The following is a 15,935-nucleotide window of genomic DNA, read 5'->3' as shown; positions in this document are numbered from 1 at the left end:
CCGTTCGGCTCCTACCATTACACGGGCTCCCTGGGCCCGAGCCTGGCGGGGGTGCCGGTGGTGGTGCCTCTCGCCTGGATGATGATGGCCTGGCCCGCTCTGGAGGCGGGGCGCGTACTGGCCGGGGACCGCGGGCGTGCCGGTGCGCCCGCGTCCCGGGTGCGGACGGCGGTGGTGGGGGGATGGGCCCTGGCGTCCTGGGACGTCTTCCTCGATCCGCAGATGGTCGACGCCGGTCACTGGGTCTGGTCGCACCCCCGTCCGGGGCTCCCGGGCGTGGAGGGCGTACCGCTGACCAACTTCGCCGGGTGGGTGGCCGTGTCCGTGGTCATGGTCGCCGCCGTGGACGCCGTCTCCCGGCGCCCGGTGCGGCGGCCCGCCGGGAACGGTACGCCCGGCGGCCCGGCTGTCGTGCTGTACCTGTGGACCTACGCCTCCTCGGTGACGGCCTGTCTGGTCTTCTTCGGCCGTCCGCAGGTGGCGCTGGTGGGGGGAGTGCTGATGGGCCTGGTCGCCGTGCCGCTGGCCGCGCGGGCGGCGGGCGCCGCCGGGAGACGGGGGTGAGCCGGCCCGGCTTCGCACGGACGGCGGTCGCGGCGGGTTCGGTGCTCGCGGTCGCCGGTGCCGTGCACAGCGCCTGGAACAGCAGGGCCCTGCGGACCCCGCCGGTGGATCCGCCGCCGGTGGCCGAGCTTGTGTCCCTCCTGATGCCGGTGCGCGACGAGGCCGGGCGCGTCGGCCCCGCGCTGCGGTCCCTGCTGGCGCAGGAGCGGGTGCCCCGGGCGGAGGTCATCGTGCTCGACGACCAGTCCACCGACGGCACCGGCGACGTGGTCCGCCGTCTGTGCGGACCGTACCGGCACGCCCGGGTCGTGCGCGGCACGGCGCCGAGGCCCGGCTCCCCGGGCAAGGCGCACGCCTGCCACCAGCTCGCGTCGCTCGCGCGGGGCAGTGTGCTGGTCTTCGTGGACGCGGACGTGGTGCTCGCGCCGCATGCGGTGGCTTCCTCGGTGACGCTGCTGCGCTCGGCCGGACTCGACCTGGTCTCCCCCTTCCCCCGCCAGGTCGCCGAGGGATCCGCCAACCGGCTCGTCCAGCCGCTGTTGCAGTGGTCGTGGCTGACGTCGCTGCCGCTGCGGCGGGCGGAGACCTCACCGCGGCCGGCGCTGTCCGCGGCGAACGGCCAGTTCCTCGTCGTGGACGCCGCCGCCCTGCGCCGCTGCGGCGGTTTCGCCGCGGTCACGGACGAGGTACTGGAGGACATGGCGCTCGTCCGGGCGCTGAAGCGGGCCGGTGGCCGGGGCGGGATCGTGGACGGCAGCCGGATCGCGAGGTGCCGGATGTACGACGGCTGGCGCGATCTGCGTGAGGGATACGGCAAGTCCCTGTGGGCGGCGTTCGGGTCCGGCGGTGGCGCGGCGGCGGTGTGCGCTCTCCTGGCCTGGGCTTATGTGGTACCGCCGCTGGCGGCGCTGCGGGGGTCGCGATGGGGTGCGGCCGGATACGCCGCGGCCGTGGCGGGGCGGGCGCTGACCGCGCGGCGCACGGGCGGGCGTTGCTGGCCGGACGCGCTGGCCCACCCGCTTTCGGTGAGCCTGCTGGTGGCTCTGACGGCGCGGTCCTGGCTCGGTCACCGCCGCTCCACGCTGACGTGGAAGGGCAGACCGCTGCGAGGGGGGCGCTGAGGTGGCCCGTGTCGCCGTGGTCGGTGCCGGTATGGGCGCCCTGGCGGCTGCCGCCCGGCTCGCCCGGCAGGGGCACCGGGTCACCGTGTACGAGCGGGCGGCCGTGTGCGGGGGCAAGCTCGGCACCGTGCGCCGGGACGGTTTCGTCTTCGACACCGGGCCGTCGCTGCTGACCATGCCCAATGTCTACCGCCGGCTGTTCGCGGAAACCGGCGAGCCCTTGGAGCGCTGCGTACCGCTGAGGCCGGTGGAGCCGGCCTGCGTCTACCGGTTCGCCGACGGGACCCGCCTGGTGATGCCCGGTGACCCGCGCCTGGTGCCCGGTGCGCTGGACGGTGCCCTGGGCGAAGGCGCCGGAGCGCAGTGGGCCCGGCTGCACGCGGCCTCCGGCGAGCTGTGGCGGCTGGTGGGCGAGGACGTGCTGCGGCGGCCGCTCGGCGGCCCGGCGGGACTGCTGCGTCACGCGCTCCGCCCCCGCGGCCTGGCCGCCGTAGCCCCCTGGCGCACCCTGCGGGGCACCGGCCGGCGGTACCTGGGCGACCCCCGGCTGCGCATGTGGCTGGAGCGCTACGCCACCTACAGCGGCTCCGACCCCCGGCGCGTGCCCGGCGTGATGGCTGTGGTCCCGTACGTGGAGCAGCACTACGGCAGCTGGTACGTCCCCGGCGGTCTCCGGCTGCTGGCCGAGGCCGTGGAGCGGCGCTGCGCCGAGCTGGGGGTGCGGTTCCGCTACGGCTGCGAGATCACGGCGGTGGACACCTCGGGCCGGGGCGTCACCGGGGTCCGCACGGCGGACGGCGGCACGGCGGCGGCGGACGTCGTCGTCTCCGGCGTCGACGCCGCGGTCCTCTACGGACGTCTGGCGGCGGACCGGCGCGGACGCCGGCCCCTGAGCGCCCTCGCGCGTGCCCGGCCCTCGCTGTCCGGGTTCGTTCTCCTGCTCGCGCTGCGCGGACGGGATCCCCTGACACCGCACCACCGGGTCCTGTTTCCGGCGGACTACGACGCGGAGTTCGACGCCGTCTTCGGTGCCCGGGCCCGTCCCGCCGCCGACCCGGCGGTGTACATCAGCGCGCCGGATGACGCCGCGCTGCGTCCCGATGGCGCGCATGAGGCGTGGTTCGTCCTGGTCAACGCCCCCCGGCACGGACAGCGGGGAGCACCCGGCACCGTCGACTGGACCGTCCCGGGTCTCAAGGAGTCCTACGCCGAGCGGATCCTGGACATCATGGCCGCCCGCGGCGCGGACGTGCGCCCGCGCCTGCTGTGGTACGAGGCCCGCAGCCCCTTCGACCTGGAACGCGAGACCGGAAGTCCGGGCGGCACCATCTACGGCGCCTCCTCCAACGGCGTCCGCGCCGCCCTTCTCCGCCCGGCCAACCGCTCCCCCGTCCCCGGGCTCTTCCTCGTCGGCGGTTCCGCCCACCCCGGCGGCGGCCTTCCGCTGGTGGCGCTGTCGGCTGAGATCGCCGCGGCGCAGATCGGCGGTGCCTGACCTCGCGGAGCCGCTATCTCAGTGCCCGCGCCACCCCGGCCGCCAGTTGCGCGAAGCCGACGGCTCCGGCCACCGTCCAGCACACCGCGCACACCGTCGCCCAGTCCCACCCCGTCCCCGGCGTGCCGTCGGGCAGCAGGCCGCTTCCCAGGCACGCGACCGCGCTCAGCACCACCCGCAGCGGCCGTTCGCCGACGCTCAGCGCTCCGACCCCGCGCATTCCCGCCGCGTTGGCCCGGGCCCGCACGTACTCGTGCAGTTGGGCCAGGAGAGCGGCCGCCAGGCACCAGGAGGCCGGCGCCCCCAGGGCGTACAGGACCGCGACGAGCAGGAGGTCCGCCACCCGGTCGGCCAGGGCGTCCACCACGGCTCCCAGCGGGCGGGCCCGGCCGGTGACCGCGGCGACCGCGCCGTCCAGCCCGTCGAACAGGCCCGACAGGACGACGAGCACGCAGGCGGCCAGTGGCCATCGGCCGCCCTCGGCCGCCAGTGCCACGGCGGCGGCGACCGCGAGAGGGCCTGCCAGCGAAAGGAGGTCGGGCGGCAGGGCGCGGAGCGGACGTGTGGAGGCGCAGCGCTGGACCAGCACCACCCACCCCGAGGCCAGGGTGCTGCCGGAGGGGTCGTGCCCTGCGTGGAGCTCGGCCCACCGGGCCAGGGCGTCGTCGCGGCCGCGCGTCCCGGGTCCTGTGAACGGTGTCCCGCGGCGGAAGCGCTTCTTCGCGGCCGGGGGCGTTCCGGACCGCGGCCGGGGGGTCGGCCCACCGGCCGCACGGCCGCCCGGTGCCCGGGTCCTCCGGAAGGGGCGGAGCGTCGCGAGAAGGGTTTCCGTGCGGCCCTCCAGGCAGAGCATCAGCTGGTAGCCGACGAGCAGGACCGCGTGCAGCAGGTACAGCCACAGTCCCAGTGCCACGGTGACGCCGGGGGCGACGAGCCCGCCGAACGGCAGGCTCCAGTCGACCGGGATGGCCAGGAACACCACGAAGCCGCCCAGGAAACCGCACAGGAACGCCCCCGTCACGAACGCGGCCGGGACCGTCGCCCGGGAAGCGGCGGCGCCGACGCCGACGAACCGGAAGACCAGGAGCACCTCCAAGGAGAGCAGGACCCACAGCAGATGGAAGGCCAGGAAGGCGGACAGGGCGGCCTGCGGGCCGCCGGCCTCGGCCGGCCGGGCCAGCGCCGGGCCGGCGTACAGGGCGGCGCCCATGAGCAGCGGGGCCGCCACGAGTGCGGGCACCATCCCCAGCCTGCCGCGCCAGCCGGTGAACGTGTCCTCCTCCGCCGCCGTCAGGGAAAGCTGCAGGAAGCCCCGGCGCAGCCCTTCGCCGTACACGGTGGCGGGCACCAGCGTGACGGCGAGAGCGGGCCAGGACAGCCCGACCGCCGCCTCGGCCAGGGTCCGCAGCCCCGTCTGCACCCCGTGCCCGTGGGGAAGCGCGTCCGCGATCTGCGCCACGGCCTGCCGGGTGCCGTCCGCGCCGATCGCGAACGCGCACAGCCGCAGCAGGAGCAGTGCCAGGGAGACGACGGAGATCATCGCGAAGAAGGAGACTCCCGCCGCGACCAGGGCCACCTGTCTGCCGTGCAGGCCATCGCGCACCTCGCGGACGAGCAGGCGCAGCGCACCCCGCCTTGTGTGCGTAGCACCAGTCGGCACCGCCGGCTCCTCTGCATGCGTTATGAGGCATATGCGTGCTTTGACGTGACGATACACAGGGCACCGCGCGACAGCGGTCCTCCCGTGGGCGGGCATCCTCCGTCGTCGCCTCGGGGCGCAGGGACAGGGGTGAGGGCGGTGAGGTCCGGGACACCGGAATCGGGATGTCCTCCTGTACGGGGCACCGGATGGGCGAGACGGCCGGCAGCGGTGCGGCGGGCCGGACCCGGCGGACGAATCGAGCAGGCCACCGGATCCCGGTCGAACAGCTCCGCACCGGCACCTGCCGCGGATCACCGCCCCAGTGCCGGCCACCCGTCAGACACGCGGGGCTTTCTCGCCGTGGACGGCTGTGTATTCGGCTGCGAGCCAGGGGCCGAGGTCCTCGATGAGCATTCCGAGCACAGCCGGGTCGGGGGAGGGCGCACGGCCGGTGGAGGCGGCGACTGCCATCTGCCCGGCACGCTCGGGGTAGTAGCGGCCGAAGAGCTCCGCGGACTGGTCGAGGTTGCTGGTCCAGCCACCCCACCGGGGCATGATCAGGGTGAATCCCGTGCGGACGATACGGCGGCCGACAAGACGGCTGAGGGCCCGGCGATCGGCGTCCGTGGCAGCCTCGTCGGCTTTGGCGCGCCAGCGTGGAAGCACGCGGGCGAGATCGCCGTTGGTCTCCCGCGCGAGCAGGGCCGTGGGGCGGTAGCGGGGCAGTTGTTCCGCCAGGTCGGGGCCCAGCAACGGGGTGCAGAGGCAGGCGATGAAGAACCCGCCGTCGTGGAGCTCGATGCCGCTGAGCAGGGTCCGTGTGCTGGACAGCAGGATCCCCACGCCATCGATCTGTGGGAACTCGTGGTCGACAGCGGCCTCGATCGCGTCGGCGTCAGCACGGTCGGCTCCGGTGGGCTCGTCATGGAGAGCGAGCTGAACGTCGAGGTCGGAGACTCCGGGCGTGGCTGTACCACGGGGAACGCTGCCGTAGAGATAGGCGCTGTGCAGACGCGTTCCGCCGAACGTCCGGGTGATGTGAGCGCGGGCCGCGTCGACGACGGGAACGAACGCCGCCGGCACCCGGTCCAGCGCGCCCTCACGTGTGATCGTTCCGTCCCGGTCCAGTCCTCGTCCGTTCATGGGGCCACTGTGCCCCGTACCGCTGCGTGCCGCCGAGCGGATTTCCAGGGGGTGGCTCGGCACCGTGCCGATGCGCCTGGGCTCCCTTCCGCGGACACGTCACCGAACCGCCGGCCGCGAAGCGCGAGCAGGTGCTCAGCCGGATCATGCGCGTACTGCCCGAGACGGTCCAGATCGGCGCCGGCATCACCGTCCGCCTCGCACGCCGGCGCTACGAGCGGTAGGGCCTCGCTCCTCGGAAACCCACTGCTCACGAACCGGTGGGGCCCCGGCCCGCAAGCAGCGCGGTGATGGCCGGTCCCCGTCGCGCCTGTTCCCGCGGCCCGTACGGCGGCGTCGGATTCCATGGTCGTACGGCGCAACGGCACCCATGGCGCGGTCACGGACGACCGGTCGGCGGTCTTCCCGCCACCAGGCCGAGGCGTGACACAGGACGCTCTCGTTCGGAGTCAGTGCGCGTACACGACGATCAGGCACAGAGCCGTGAACGGCACGACGGACGAGCCGAGCAGCGTCAGTACCGCCGGGACCGCCGCCGTCAGCCGCTCCCTGCCCTTGCGCCGGCCCGCGCGGAACACCACGCGGGCCAGGACGAGCGGCAGCACCACGAGAACGAGGAGGAACACCGTCGAGAGCCGGCTGAACGCGGTGACGCCGGTGTCTGCGCCCAGACGCCAGGCGGTGGCGCCGAAGACGATCGCCGGGCCTGCCAACAGGCCGAACGAGAGGACCGACGCCACGGCGACGGTCAGTCCTTCGGTCAGCCGCCCGGCGCGCCCGCGTTCCCGGCCTGCTTCCGCTGTCCCGCTGTCTGCCATATCCGCCCCCGCACACCGCAGTTCGGTGCCGCCCGTGCTCCGGTCGAGCCGCTCGGCCTGTGGCCGGCGAGGCGGCAGCGACAACGACCTCCGGCTGCCGCGGGCACGATGCTCTCACGGGCCCACCGGCACCTTCCGTGCCTCCGTGCTGCTCGCGCTCCGCCCGGCCGAACGCTCCGCGGACGGCCTCGCACCGCTGGGCGGCGCGCTTCCCCGCCCGTCTCCACACCGCCGTGCGTCCGGCAGTCTCCCGCGAACAGGCCTGACCGCACGACCCGCCTGCGCTCAAACGGCACGGCCGGGTCGGCGAAGGCCGCGGGACACGCCGTGCTCACCGTGTCATCAGCCCGCTGTCCTCGAATTCGTCCGCGCACTCCCGCGGCACCACCATGGTCCTGAGAGTCGCTGACGGGCGCCTCGGGGCCGCGGACGGGTCGAGCGCTTCGCGTCGCTCGCGCTCGGCCTCGGCGCGGGCCTGTGCGATGTCGTCGGCGAGTTCCCGGCAGTCGACGGTGTACGTGTCGGTCGGCGTCGGCTCGCTGCCCGGGGAGGACGGTGTGCCCGCGGGCGGCCCGGCCTCCAGTACGGACGTGGCGGCGAGGCCGGCCAGGCACAGCACGGCCCACCCCGCCACGATCCGCCGGCGGATGCTCACGGGCCGGCCGTCTCGGCGGCGGGGCCGGCGCCGCGGCGCGCGAAGGGGCCGCCGGCGGCGAAGACCAGTTCCGCGAAGCGCTCGCCGATGAGGCGGTGGGTGGCGGCGTCGGGGTGGAGCCGGTCGGGCAGCGGCAGTCCGGCCGCGTCGTCCCGGCCGTAGAGGCGGCGGCCGTCGAGGTAGTGGAGGTTCGCGTCCTCCTCCGTCCGCCGCTCCACGATCCGGGCCAGCTCCTCCCGGATGACGCCCAGGGTCAGCTTCCCCTGGGCGCGTTCCGCGGGATCGCCCGCGGCCCGGAAGCTCAGCCGTCCGGCTCCGAGGGCGGTGAGGTCCGGGACGCTGGGGCCGGGGGTGTCCTCGTGGATGGGGCACCAGATGGGTGAGACGACCAGCAGCGGCGTGGTGGGCCGGCCCTCGCGGATGGTGTCGAGGAAGCCGTGGATGGCGGGGGCGAAGGCCCGCAGACGCATCAGGTCGCTGTTGACCAGATTGATGCCGATCTTGATGCTGATCAGATCGGCGGGGGTGTCTCGCAGGGTGCGGGCGGTGAACGGGTCGAGCAGGGCGCCGCCGCCGAACCCCAGGTTGACCAGCTCCACGCCGGCGCGGGCGGCGGCGAGCGCGGGCCAGGTGGTGGTCGGGCTCGCGGCGTCCGAACCGTGGCTGATGGAACTGCCGTGGTGCAGCCACACCGCGCGGCCCCTCTCCGGCGCGGGCTCGACGGGGGCGTCGGTGCGCAGGGCGACCAGTTCGGTGGTCTCGTTGTGCGGAAGCCATATCTCGACGTCCTTGGCCTCGCCGGGCAGGCCGGTGAAGCGGAGCGTACCGACCGGGCCGGGCCGGTGCTCGGCGGTGCCGGTGGCCATGTCGATGGTCAGGGTGTCGCCGCCGGCCACACTGGCCCGGCCGGCCGGGCGGCCGTCGACGAGCAGGTCGTAGACGCCGTCGGGGCGGGGCGGGGCACCGGTGTAGACCCGCTTGGTGGGCAGCACGTCCAACTCGACGGCGGTGGCCCGGGTGCGGAAGACCAGCCGGACCCCGGAGGGCTGGGACTCGGCCATGGCCAGCTGCCCGTCGGTGCACTGGGCTCGGGCCCATGCGGGCAGCCGGTGCGGCAGGACGCCTCGTGCGGTGTGCTCCAGGTCGAGGGCGCCACGCAGGAGGTCCGCGGTGACGGGTGTGGTGACGGGTGTGGCGATCCGGTCGTGTTCGGTGTTGTTCATGGCCCACTCTGTCGGTCGGGGTGTTCGGGGCTTCCGCGTGCGCCGGCACGCAACGCCTCACGGCCGCGCGCAGGTGGCCGTGGGGGCCGGCGGCGGTGTTCAGTCGGCGGGCCGGCCCCGCAGCAGGGCGTCGAGGCGGTCCAGGATCCAGGCCCAGCTCTCCTGCGCGCCGGGGCTGCTGTGGCTGAAGCCGCCTGCCGCCTCCAGGCTGACGTAGCCGTGGAAGACACTGCCCAGCAGCCGGACGGCGTGCGTCTGCTCCGGTTCCGCCAGGTCGTAGCCGCGCAGGATCGCTCGCATCATCTGCGCGTGTCTGCCTCCGGCGCTCGCGGCCGCCGTGTCCGGGTCGAGTCGCAGCCGCGCCGCGGCGTAGCGACCGGGGTGCTCCCGGGCATAGTCGCGGTAGACGTTCGCGAAGGCTTCCAGGGCGTCCCTGCCGGCTCGCCCGGCCATGGCGTCGGCGGCCCTGTCGGCGAGTTCCTCCAGGGCCAGCAGGGCGATCCCGGTCCTGAGTTCCTGGGAGTTCTCCAGGTGGGAGTACAGGCTCGCGGTCCTGACGCCGAACCGCCTGGCGAGCGCCGAGACGGTCACGTGCTCGAAGCCGACCTCGTCGGCCAGTTCCGCTCCCGCCCGGACCAGACGTTCTCCGGTCAGCCCTGCCCTCGCCATGCCTTCCCTCCTCACCCTGAAGGAATTATGCAGAAACCTATAGGCATTAGGCAAGCGGCTCACCTCTCAAGGTTGTGCGCTCGACGCACGACCCCTGGGATGCGACCCCTTTCCCGGAGGTGGCACGTGCCGCCGCCGATCAGCGGCAGGCGGCACGCCGGTGCGGCCTGCCGCGACCACCACGCCCGGCAGGCCCCGGCCAGGAGTTCACCGCCGGCCGTCGGCGAGCCCTCCACCCGGAGCGCCGGACAGGCGGCCCGGTCTCACGGGTCGAGCAGTACCGGCAGGACCCGGCGCAGTTCGCGCCCCCAGTACGGCGGGCTGTGAGTGCCCCGGTAGAAGTGCGTGGTGACGTGGACCCCGACCTCCTGGAGGCGACGGGCCACGGCGCGGGACTCGTCCCCCATCACGGCCTCGGTCAGCGAGATCACCTCGTCCTGGTAGAGCGGAGCCAGATCCGCCAGTCCGGGGATGTCCGGGTCCGGCTCGGCGCCCGGCGGATCGAGGGCGCCCGGGGTGCCGTCTCCCGCGGCGATGTGGACCCGCGTGCCGCGGAGCCGTTCGGCCAGATGGTAGGGATCGTTCCGCTCCCAGACGCGGCGCTGCCGGACCGGGTCGCCCCAGATCCTCCGCCACGGCACACCGAGGTACTCCGCGCCGCCGCTGACCGCCTCGGGGTACTGGAGGGGGTGGAGGAAGCCGCCGAAACTGGCGGCCGCCTCGAACATTCCGGGGCGCCGCGCCGCGTACTTGACGGCCCCGTACCCGCCCTGCGACTGCCCGGCGATCGACCGCTGCCGTCCGGCCCCGTAGCCGCGTTCCAGGATGGGGACCACCTCGTCGAGGTGGAAGGTCTCCACGGCCGGCGCGCCGCCCTCCCCTCCGTTCCACCAGTCGCTGTAGAAGCCGTAGAACGGCATCTGGGGAACGACGACGAGCGTCTCGCGCAGTTCGGGCCACTCCTCGATGCGGTGGTCGTCGTTGTAGGCGCGGTGGTCCCCGCTGCCGTCGGGCAGCAGGTAGAGCACCGGCCAGCGGTCGCCGGGACGGCGCGAGTCCCACCCGTCCGGGGTCAGCAGCCGCACCTTTCCAGTGCCCGCCAGGGCCGGGGAGCGGATGGTCAGGTCGAGCAGACGGGGGCCGATCCGCTCCTCGCCGACGACGCGGGCCGGACGTTCGGAGCCGGCTGCCGGAAGGTCATGGGACGCGGAAACGGCGGTCGGGGCGTTGCCGGCGGGGAACACCGCCGCGGGGGGCAGCGCGAGGACCGGTACGAGGGCGGCCATCGGCGCGACGAGGCCGAGGCGCATACGAGCACGGGTGCGTGGAGTCATGCCCTCAGAGTCACCGGGCCGGAGCCCGCGGGCATCCGGCATGCCACGGACACCACCCCCGACACCGACCCGGACGGCCCCCTCACAGACTCCGGCGGCAGGCCCTCCTCCGCCCACCGCCTCGCCCCCGAAGACCGGGCCGTACGCGCCCCGGCGCGGCCCGGCCGGTCCTCGAAATATTCCTTGACACGAATATTCCTCGCCAGGAATATTTCCTCCCGTGAACGCACTCCTCACCGCACTGGCCGATCCGGCCCGCTGGCGGCTGGTGACCCTGCTGGCCGAGCGCCCCCGCCCGGTCGGCGTCCTCGCCCGGCTCGCCGAGGCGCGTCAGCCGCAGACGACCAAGCACCTGCAGACCCTGGAGCGCGCCGGCATCGTCGCCTCCCAGCGCTCCGGCCGGCGCCGTATCTACGCACTGCGGTCCGGTCCCCTGCGGGATCTGGCAGCCGAGTTCGACAGGCTCGCCGACACCGCGGAACGGGCCGCCGGCCCCCGCGCGACCTACGGCCGCTACGGGACGAGCCTCCGCGCGGAGCGACTCGCCGCACAGGAGCCGGGATGGGCCGACGACCGCTCGTTCCACTTCCACCGGTCGCTGCCGGGGCGCCCGGAGATCGTCTGGCGCCACCTGACCGAGCCCTCTCTGCTCGCCCGGTGGTGGGCGCCCGACGACCTCCGCGTCTGCGAGCTGGTCTTCGAGGCGCGAGAAGGCGGGCGGATCCTCCACGAGTACCGCGACGCGGAGGACGTCGACGGATCCGACCCGATCGCCGGGCGGGCGGAAGGGACTGTCGACGACGTACGCCCCGGTGAACACCTCGCCTACCGGCTCTCCCCGCTGCTCCCCGAAGGCGGCCCCGCCTTCACCGCCCACGTCGGCCTGGACCTGCGCCCCACCGACACCGACACCGGCACCGGCACCGACCTCGACGTCCGCTACCGGATCACCGACAGCACCGTCGGATCCGCCGATTTCATCGCGGGCATCGAGATCGGTTTCGGGCAGAGCCTCGACAAACTCGCGGCGGCCCTCGCCGCGGACACACGCGGAACCGCCGACGGCGACAGCGCCGACAGCATCGACACAAGGAGCGAGAAGTGACAGAGCGGAACGGCGGCCGCAGGGTCGTCGCCAACATGGCCCTCTCCCTCGACGGCCGCTACGCCGGGCCGGACGACCCCCTGGACATGAGCTGGGTGATGCCGTACGCCCACACCGACGTCGCCCGCGACCACTTGGCCGCTCTCCACGAGCCGGCGACGACGGCCCTGCTCGGGCGGGTCAACGCCGAGGGCTTCCTGGGTTTCTGGCCCACCGTCATCGGCATGGAGGGCGCCGACCCGCGCGACGAGTCCTTCGCGAAGTGGCTCGTCGGCACCGACAAGGTGGTCCTCTCCTCCACCCTTGCGGAAGCCCCGTGGGAGCGGACGACGGTCGTCGACGGGCCGGCCGCCGAAGTGGTGGCGGACCTCAGGGCCGCGGAGGGCGGCGACATTCTGGTGCTCTCCAGCGCGAGCGTCGTCAAGGCGCTGCTGGCGGCCGACGAGGTGGACCGGCTGGCCCTCGCGGTCTTCCCTGTCCTCCTCGGCGGCGGGCCGCGCCTGTTCGACGACGGCCTGCCCGCGGGGCGGTGGGCGCTCGCCGGTCAGGCCGCGGGCGAGCACGGCACGCTGGCCCTCGTCTACGACCGGGTCCGCTGAGCCGGGCGCGTCGGGCTCCGGCGGCGGAACACCTTGCCGATCCTATCGAGTATCGATAGATTGCTATCGTTGTTCGACAGGAGGAGATGTGATGGGAAAGTCGGCGGTACTCGCACTGCGTGCCGTACTCGCGGCGTTGCTCACCGGTTCGGTGTTCGTTCAGGCGGTGATGGTGCCGCTGCTGGCCGCCGACCTGGAGGGGCTCGACCCGGAACTCGCCCACCTGCGCACCCCGTTCCTCGTGATCACGATCCTGGGCGTCGTGACGGTGCAGGTCGTCCTGGTCTGCGTGTGGCGGCTGGTGACGATGGTGCGGCGCGGGACGGTGTTCTCCCACGCCGCCTTCCGGTACGTGCACATCGTGATCGGCGCTTTCGTCGCGGCCGCCCTCCTGGTGTTCGCGCTCGGGGTGCTTCTCGCGCCGGGTGAGGCCGTGGCTCCGGGCATCGTCCTCCTGCTGGGCGGGGTCTGTCTGGCGGTCTTCGGGGTGGCGCTCGTCGTGCTCGTGCTGCGGATGCTGCTCGCCCAGGCCGTGGCACGCGATGTCGAGGCGGCGCGGATGCGGGCCGAACTGGAGGAGGTGATCTGATGCCGATCACCGTCGACATCGACGTGATGCTGGCCAGGCGGAAGATGTCCGTGGGCGAACTGGCGAACCGCGTCGGGATCACGCCCGCCAATCTGGCGGTGCTCAAGAACGGCCGTGCCAAGGCGGTGCGCTTCACCACACTCGCCGCGCTCTGCGAGGTGCTCGAGTGCCAGCCGGGGGACCTGCTTCGCTGGGAGCCCGAAGAGGCCGAGGGCGCCGAGGACGGCGTTGCGCGCGCAGCCGGGCACTCGTGACCTGAGGGGTGTGCGCTGTCCCCGGACAGCGCACACCGCGACCGAACACGTGCGTGAAAGGAAGACCGCCATGGAGACCTGGCAGTTGCGCCGGAGCTACGACAGCCCGTCCGGGACCGTCCGCTGGGACTGCCTGGGACCGGAGGACGGGGAGCCGGTTGTCCTGATGCACGGCACCCCGTTCTCCTCCCTCGTGTGGCGGGAGATCGCCCGCGCACTGGCCGCCCGGCACCACCGGGTGTTCGTGTGGGACATGCCCGGCTACGGCGCGTCCGAGAAGTTCTCCGGCCAGGACGTGTCGCTCGCGGCCCAGGGCGAGGTGTTCGGCGGGCTCCTCGAACACTGGGGGCTGTCCCGCCCCTCGGTGATCGCACACGACTTCGGCGGATGCGTGTCCCTTCGCGCTCATCTGCTGCACGGGGCCGAGTACCGCAGGCTGGCGCTGGTCGATCCCGTCGCGCTCGCGCCGTGGGGCTCGCCCTTCTTCCGGCTGGTCGGGGAGAACGCCGAGGTCTTCGAACAGCTCCCGCTGCCACTGCACCGCGCACTGGTGCGGGAGTACATCGCCTCGGCCAGCCACGGGGGGCTGCGCCCCGGCATGGCCGACGCTCTCCTGTCCCCCTGGTCCGACGAGAGCGGACGGGCGGCGTTCTACCGTCAGATCGCCCAGGCCGACCAGCGCTTCACCGACGAGATCCAGGGGCTGTATCCCCGGATCACCGTTCCCGTCACCGTGTGCTGGGGCGAGCAGGACACCTGGATCCCCGTCGCGAAGGCCTACGAGCTGGCCGCCCTCGTCCCCGGCGCCCGGCTGCGTCTCATCCCCGGCGCGGGCCATCTCGTCCCGCTGGACGCGCCCGCCCTGCTCCTGGCCGAGCTGCTCGGCTTCCTCACCACGGACGGGTGAGGAGGCCGGGAGCGGCCGGGCTGCGTTCGTACCCGCCCGGCCGCTCCCGGGCCGCGTGCCGTACCGCTTACGGGGCCATCTCGTAGGCCCCGGCGAGAGCCTCGACCCGCTCCCACACGCGCGCCGACCGGGTGTCGTCGGCGACGGGGCGCCGGACCGCGCCCAGGGCCCAGTCCTGCTGCCGGGCCGTCGCGGAGTCCTTGCCGTGCAGCTCGACCGCGTGCGCGGAGAAGTCGCGGACCAGGACGGCGAACATCTCGTCGAGCACGTCCTCGTCCAGTCCCGTCAGGCCCGCCTGCTCCAGGATCAGCTGGCCGTGGACGACCAGGGCGAACAGCCGGCCGACCGCGAGGAGCAGGTCGAGGTCGCGGCTCTGCTCCTCGTCGGGGGCGGCGGTGACGACGAACTCGCACAGAGCGTCCGCCTGCTCACGGAAGCGGCCGACGTTGGGCAGGTGGGCATAGGCGTCGAAGGCGGGACGCCAGTCGTGGAAGCGGACGGAGCCCAGGCCGCGGGCCGGTCCCTGCCGGAAGAGGAAGGCGTCGTCGGCGGCGTCGAGGCGGGTGGGCACGGGCTCGTAGCCGACCGGGTCCAGCAGGTGGTTGCGCATGAACTTGAGGATCAGGGCAAGGTTGACGTGGACCGTGCCCTCCAGCTTCGGCAGGCTCCGGATCTCGGTGGCGGCCTGGGCGAAGTAGGCGTCCTTCTCGAAGCCCTTGGCCGCGATGACGTCCCACATCAGGTCGATGACCTTCTCGCCCTCGGTGGTCACCTTCATCTTCGTCATCGGGTTGAAGAGCAGGTAGCGGCGGTCGTCGGGGCCCGCGGAGCGGAAGTAGTCGGTGGCGCGGTCGCTGAACAGCCTCATTCCGGCCAGGCGGACGTACGCGTCCGTCAGCGCCCGCCGTACGTGCGGGAAGTCGGTGACGGGACGGCCGTAGAGGATCCGGTTGCGGGCGTGGGTGACCGCCTCGTACATCGCGTGCTCGCAGATGCCGACCGAGGCGGTGCAGAGGTTGAACTTGCCGACGTTGACGGTGTTGAGCGCGGCGTCGAAGGCGGCCCGCCCGGTGTGCAGGACGTCCTGCGGACCGACCGGGTAGTCCTCGAGGCGGAACTCGCTGACGTACTTCGAGGAGTCGACGACGTTCTTCACCAGGCGGTAGGCCGGATGGCGGCTGTCGGCCGCGAAGAAGACGTAGGCGTCCGCGCCCTCGACATCGGTGCGGCGGCCGAAGACGGAGACGAGGCCGGCGGCGTTCCCGTTGCCGATGTAGTACTTGGAGCCGTTCGCCCGGAAACCGCCCTCGCCGTCGGGCTCGAGCAGCATGTCGGTGGAGTAGATGTCGGCGCCGTGGGCCTTCTCCGACAGGCCGAACGCGAACACCTCGCCCCGGGAGAGCAGTTCGGCGGCGCGGGCGCGGGCCTCGGTGTTGCCGCTCTGCCAGACCGGTCCGAGACCGAGGATGGTGACCTGCCAGGCGTACCAGTAGTCGAGGCCGTAGAACCCGAGGATCTCGTTGAGCGCGGCGATCCGCGCGGTGTCCCAGCGCACGTCCTGTCGGCCGCCGCTCTCGGAGGCGGGGGTGAGGAAGGTCGCGAACAGCCCCTCCCCGGCGGCGAACGAGAGGAAGTCCGCCAACCAGGCACGGCTGCGGTAGTCCTCGATCAGCCTGCGCTTGCCGCGGGACTCGAACCAGTCGACGGTGGCGCGCAGCAGCCTGCGGGTCTCGGGGTCGAAGTGCTCCGGGTCGTAGGTGCGGGGGTTGAACAGCAGCGGGTCGGCCATGGGTGTTCTCTCCGGTTCGGGGTTCAGG

At 73.5% G+C, this 15,935-nt stretch carries 16 protein-coding genes; 8 read left to right on the top strand and 8 right to left on the bottom strand.

The genetic code is table 11. The features are described 5' to 3' along the window. The 3 genes from L7D48_RS14430 to L7D48_RS14420 all read left to right on the top strand — a co-directional run. A partial coding sequence (locus L7D48_RS14430) for a carotenoid biosynthesis protein (protein ID WP_237879840.1) occupies positions 1–564 on the top strand: 564 nt, incomplete at its 5' end. Beyond that, positions 561–1,685: a glycosyltransferase family 2 protein gene (locus tag L7D48_RS14425; protein ID WP_237879839.1), complete on the top strand. Its 1,125-nt coding sequence runs from the start codon at positions 561–563 to the stop codon at positions 1,683–1,685. The genes L7D48_RS14430 and L7D48_RS14425, both read left to right, overlap by 4 nt. Position 1,686: 1 nt before the next feature. Then, complete coding sequence (locus tag L7D48_RS14420) at positions 1,687–3,180, top strand: NAD(P)/FAD-dependent oxidoreductase (RefSeq protein WP_237879838.1); 1,494 nt, start codon at positions 1,687–1,689, stop codon at positions 3,178–3,180. Positions 3,181–3,193: 13 nt separating this feature from the next. Here the strand turns inward: L7D48_RS14420 and L7D48_RS14415 are convergent, their stop codons facing one another. The 7 genes from L7D48_RS14415 to L7D48_RS14385 form a co-directional block, all read right to left on the bottom strand. Then, positions 3,194–4,840: a YhjD/YihY/BrkB family envelope integrity protein gene (locus L7D48_RS14415; RefSeq protein ID WP_237879837.1), complete on the bottom strand. Its 1,647-nt coding sequence runs from the start codon at positions 4,838–4,840 to the stop codon at positions 3,194–3,196. Positions 4,841–5,158: 318 nt separating this feature from the next. Further along, positions 5,159–5,965 carry a nucleotidyltransferase domain-containing protein gene (locus L7D48_RS14410; RefSeq protein WP_237879836.1) on the bottom strand — a complete coding sequence of 269 codons (807 nt, stop codon included), beginning with the start codon at positions 5,963–5,965 and terminating at the stop codon, positions 5,159–5,161. Positions 5,966–6,414: 449 nt separating this feature from the next. Beyond that, entirely contained in the window at positions 6,415–6,783 is a 369-nt protein-coding gene (locus tag L7D48_RS14405; protein ID WP_237879835.1) for a hypothetical protein, read from the bottom strand. Positions 6,784–7,114: 331 nt separating this feature from the next. Next, entirely contained in the window at positions 7,115–7,438 is a 324-nt protein-coding gene (locus L7D48_RS14400; RefSeq protein ID WP_237879834.1) for a hypothetical protein, read from the bottom strand. Beyond that, the gene (locus tag L7D48_RS14395) at positions 7,435–8,661 is read right to left on the bottom strand and encodes a GDSL-type esterase/lipase family protein (RefSeq protein ID WP_237879833.1); all 1,227 of its coding nucleotides are present in this window, start codon (positions 8,659–8,661) and stop codon (positions 7,435–7,437) included. Before L7D48_RS14395 ends, L7D48_RS14400 begins: the two co-directional genes overlap by 4 nt. A gap of 99 nt (positions 8,662–8,760) precedes the next feature. After that, on the bottom strand, positions 8,761–9,330 hold the full coding sequence (locus L7D48_RS14390; RefSeq protein WP_237879832.1) for a TetR/AcrR family transcriptional regulator: 570 nt from the start codon (positions 9,328–9,330) through the stop codon (positions 8,761–8,763). 263 nt (positions 9,331–9,593) lie between these two features. After that, the gene (locus L7D48_RS14385; RefSeq protein ID WP_237879831.1) at positions 9,594–10,664 is read right to left on the bottom strand and encodes an alpha/beta hydrolase family protein; all 1,071 of its coding nucleotides are present in this window, start codon (positions 10,662–10,664) and stop codon (positions 9,594–9,596) included. 220 nt (positions 10,665–10,884) lie between these two features. Between L7D48_RS14385 and L7D48_RS14380 the strand changes: the two genes are divergently transcribed. The 5 genes from L7D48_RS14380 to L7D48_RS14360 all read left to right on the top strand — a co-directional run bounded on the left by L7D48_RS14380 (position 10,885) and on the right by L7D48_RS14360 (position 14,118). Continuing rightward, complete coding sequence (locus tag L7D48_RS14380) at positions 10,885–11,769, top strand: metalloregulator ArsR/SmtB family transcription factor (RefSeq protein ID WP_237879830.1); 885 nt, start codon at positions 10,885–10,887, stop codon at positions 11,767–11,769. Further along, positions 11,766–12,368, top strand: coding sequence for a dihydrofolate reductase family protein (locus L7D48_RS14375; RefSeq protein WP_237879829.1), 603 nt, complete (start codon positions 11,766–11,768; stop codon positions 12,366–12,368). The genes L7D48_RS14380 and L7D48_RS14375 overlap by 4 nt, the downstream gene beginning before the upstream one ends. 91 nt (positions 12,369–12,459) lie before the next feature. Then, the gene (locus L7D48_RS14370) at positions 12,460–12,957 is read left to right on the top strand and encodes a DUF2975 domain-containing protein (RefSeq protein ID WP_237879828.1); all 498 of its coding nucleotides are present in this window, start codon (positions 12,460–12,462) and stop codon (positions 12,955–12,957) included. Next, complete coding sequence (locus L7D48_RS14365) at positions 12,957–13,211, top strand: helix-turn-helix transcriptional regulator (protein WP_237879827.1); 255 nt, start codon at positions 12,957–12,959, stop codon at positions 13,209–13,211. Before L7D48_RS14370 ends, L7D48_RS14365 begins: the two co-directional genes overlap by 1 nt. 70 nt (positions 13,212–13,281) lie before the next feature. Further along, the gene (locus tag L7D48_RS14360; protein WP_237879826.1) at positions 13,282–14,118 is read left to right on the top strand and encodes an alpha/beta fold hydrolase; all 837 of its coding nucleotides are present in this window, start codon (positions 13,282–13,284) and stop codon (positions 14,116–14,118) included. 67 nt (positions 14,119–14,185) lie between these two features. Here the strand turns inward: L7D48_RS14360 and L7D48_RS14355 are convergent, their stop codons facing one another. After that, positions 14,186–15,907: an acyl-CoA dehydrogenase family protein gene (locus L7D48_RS14355; protein WP_237879841.1), complete on the bottom strand. Its 1,722-nt coding sequence runs from the start codon at positions 15,905–15,907 to the stop codon at positions 14,186–14,188. Between the last annotated feature and the right edge of the window lie 28 nt (positions 15,908–15,935).

This window comes from Streptomyces sp. ICN903 (assembly GCF_022015835.1).
Lineage (GTDB): Bacteria > Actinomycetota > Actinomycetes > Streptomycetales > Streptomycetaceae > Streptomyces > Streptomyces fenghuangensis.
The sequence above is the reverse complement of the archived record's forward strand: the minus strand, read 5'-3'. Positions and strand labels throughout refer to the sequence as shown.